Annotated in this window: 2 protein-coding genes and 1 pseudogene; 2 read left to right on the forward strand and 1 reads right to left on the reverse strand. The window is 75.3% G+C overall.

The genetic code is table 11. From position 1 onward, the window contains the following. Positions 1-162 precede the first annotated feature (162 nt). Positions 163-311 (reverse strand): annotated as a pseudogene (locus AB0D10_RS46115) (ABC transporter ATP-binding protein); the annotation flags it as partial. Positions 312-931: 620 nt separating this feature from the next. Here AB0D10_RS46115 and AB0D10_RS46120 point away from each other — a divergent pair. Then, on the forward strand, positions 932-1,771 hold the full coding sequence (locus AB0D10_RS46120) for a hypothetical protein (RefSeq protein ID WP_360269053.1): 840 nt from the start codon (positions 932-934) through the stop codon (positions 1,769-1,771). 154 nt (positions 1,772-1,925) lie between these two features. Next, on the forward strand, positions 1,926-2,687 hold the full coding sequence (locus tag AB0D10_RS46125) for a YcnI family protein (RefSeq protein ID WP_360269055.1): 762 nt from the start codon (positions 1,926-1,928) through the stop codon (positions 2,685-2,687). Positions 2,688-2,724 lie beyond the last annotated feature (37 nt).

Below are 2,724 nucleotides of genomic sequence, written 5' to 3' on the forward strand. Positions count from 1 at the left end.
CTTCGACCGGCACCCCGCCGGCGGGGTGCCAGCGGGCGGCGTCGGGGCCGACAATCGTGGGCCAGTGCTCGCCAAAGCCCCCGCCGGCGGTGCCGAGGGTCCAGCCATGGGCAGCGACCAGGGCGACGACGATCCGGGCCCAGCCGGGGATCCGGACGGCGGTCACCGGGCCGCCTCCACGGCTTTCAGCACTCCGACTACCTGATCGACCGTCAGATAGCCGGAGGGGCGAGGATCTTGGCGGTCTGCGGGGCGAAGGTCGGCGAGGCGACGATGACCTCGGCGGTGGGTCCGTCGGCGACGAGGATCCCACCCGTCTCCACGTTCACCACCGCGCCCGAGGCGATCTTCGTCGCCGTCCCCGCCGGCGGACCCCACGACGACCAGTGCATCACCGGCACCGCCACCGACACCGGCTCGGGCGTCGACCACGTCGACCTCACCTTCACCTCGCAGGTCCCCGGACCGACACTGGTCCAGCGGGCGGACCTCATGTGCACTGACACCGCACACCACGACTGCACCTGGCGAGTGCGGCCGCCCTCCGGCCTCGGCATCTACCGCGCGACCTCCACCGCCGCCGACACCGCGGGAAACACCGAACCCCGGGACGCGGCATCCACGTCATTGTCGTCCGCACGAATTCGTGAACCAGGACGGCTGCACCGCCTCGCGGGCCCATCGGTGCGAACTGACAGGACGACCGCACGGATGGCAGCGGAACTCGGCAGACTCGTTGTGCGGCGCGTCGGGGAGTCGGACGCGGACGCGCTGGTCGGTGTCGACTCCGTCGCGCCGAGGGCCACGCCGCGTGGATGACCTTGTCGCGTGGATGACCTCGCCGCGGCGGTGGCCGGGAGCGGTGGGTCGGCCGGGAAGTACGGGGGAACGTGTCACGGCGGGAGCGGACCGGTGTCATGATGTCCCGGCCATGTCTGCCCCGAGAACCGACACCACGTCCGCGCCCGTGCCCGTGCGGGCCGCCGCGCTCGACCTTCGCCTCGTGCGGGCCCTGCCCTTCGCGACGGTCTGCGTCGTGCTGGCCGCCGCCGGGCACGGGCTCGCGTCGGGTGGTGCGGTGCCGGCGGGGGCGTTGCTGCTCGGTTGGGCGCTCGTCGGTGCCGTGGCCGTGTTCGCGGCGCGGCGGGAGCGCTCGCTGCGGGCGATCGTCGGCGGGCTGGTCGCGGGCCAGGGCGGTCTGCACCTGCTCTTCCACGCCGCGCGGTGCGGGCGGCGGACGCCGGCGGCTGCCGGACCGGTCGGCCCACCGCCGGTCTCCTCGATGGCGGGGATGCACGGCATGCCGGGCATGCCGGGCACGCCCAGGGCGCTGGTGGCGGCCGGTGGGCGGCCCGGTCTGCCGGCCGCGCACGTCACGGCGGGAGGCGGCACCGCTCCGCACGCCGTCGTCGCGGCCGCGCACGTCTCCTTCTGGAGCCACTCCGCGGTCCTCGGGCTGAGTCCCGCGATGCTCCTGGCGCACCTGGCGGCGACCGTCGCCGCGGGGTGGTGGCTGTGGCGGGGCGAAGTGGCCGTCTGGCGGCTGGTCCGGCTGACCGCCCGGACCGTCTCCGCGACGGTCCACGCCCGTACGGCGTCGCTGCGCGGGGCGCTGGCCCTGTTCGCGGTGCTGCGCGCAGGGGCGGGCGGCGGATCGCGGGCCGCCGCGACGCGTTTCGTGCCCGCCGACGGCCGGTGGTGGCTGCCGCGGTGGACGCCGCTGCGGCACGTGGTGATCAGGCGCGGTCCGCCGGCGGTGCCGGCCGTCTGACCGGTGCGGGAACGCCGCCCGGTCGCGGCCGTCCGCCGTCCTGATCGCCTCCGCGTGTTCCGCCTCCACGGGCAGCGGCGCCGGGTCCGCCCGCGTGCCCCGCCGCCCGTGTGCACGGCGTGCGCGCACCCCGGAACCGGAGAAACCCACAGTCATGAGCCTGTCCCCGAAGAAGCGTCTCGCCGCCGCCTGCGCCCTGGGCGCCGCGGTCGTACTCGGCGCGGCCGCGCCGGCGTCCGCGCACGTCATCGTGCAGCCGTCCAGCGTGCCGAAGGACGCGACCGACCAGACCTTCGCGTTCCGCGTGCCGAACGAGGACGACAAGAACAGCACGGTGAAGGTCGAGATCGACTTCCCGACCGACCACCCGATCCCGTCCGTCAAGGTCGCGCCGCTGCCGGGCTGGACCGACGCGATCCAGACCACGAAGCTGGCCACCCCGATCCACACCGACGACGGCGACATCACCGACGCCGTCTCGCAGGTCGTGTGGACCGGCGGCCAGATCACCCCCGGCCACTTCCAGGACTTCACCGTCGACCTCGGCGCGCTGCCCGACGGCACGGACAAGGTCGTGTTCAAGGCCCTGCAGACCTACGGCGACGGCACGGTGGCGCGCTGGATCGAGGAGCCGCAGGCCGGTCAGCCCGAACCGAAGAACCCGGCGCCGGTGCTCAAGCTGACCGCGCCCGCCGGTGACTCCGACGCCGCCGGCACCGCCGCGGGCGCCAAGGCGACCCCCGCCCCGGCTGGCACGACGAACACGACGAGCACCGCGACCGCGAAGGCGGACGGCAGCGACTCCACCGCCCGGGCGCTCGGCATCGCGGGCATCGTGGTCGGCGTCGTCGGCGCGGCGGTGGGCGCCGTGCTCGGCCGCCGTGGCCGTGGCACCGGTACGGGCGCCTCGGCGTAGCAGGTCCGGGGGCGGTGCGGGACGCGCGTCCCGCACC

It is taken from the genome of Kitasatospora sp. NPDC048545, assembly GCF_040651155.1.
Classification (GTDB): Bacteria; Actinomycetota; Actinomycetes; order Streptomycetales; family Streptomycetaceae; genus Kitasatospora.